Below are 378 nucleotides of genomic sequence, written 5' to 3' on the forward strand. Positions count from 1 at the left end.
CGCCAGTCCCGGGATCGCCTGGAGCAGGTCCGTGACGAGCGTCGTCGACGCGACGAGCACCAGGGCCGTCCGGGGGCGCACGAGGTCGGAGCCCGAGCCGAAGAGCGCCTGCCCCACGATGCGCATCAGCGGTGCGCCGAACATCGCGAGCGCCGTGAGGACCGGCGACCCGGTGGCCGCGAAGGTGATCGTGCCGAGCGCGAGGGACGCGACGGCATACGCCCCGATGTTGAGGCACTGGACGAGGAAGAGGACGCGGAACTCGGGCACGGCGAACAGCTGGCGGTACGTCTTCACGCCCTCACCGTGCCGGGTGCGGCACCCGGGACGCTAACGTTTCGGATGGAGGCGAAACATGGGGACGTGGCAGATCTCGGC

1 protein-coding gene is annotated in these 378 nt (G+C 70.6%); it reads right to left on the reverse strand.

Annotation, left to right across the window (positions count from 1 at the left end; translation table 11 throughout):
* Positions 1 to 297 (reverse strand): hypothetical protein (locus tag AC1DFM_RS34915; protein ID WP_477081404.1); only part of this gene is annotated, 297 nt, incomplete at its 3' end.
* Between the last annotated feature and the right edge of the window lie 81 nt (positions 298 to 378).

The organism is Chitinophaga sp. 05T412 (assembly GCF_056396465.1).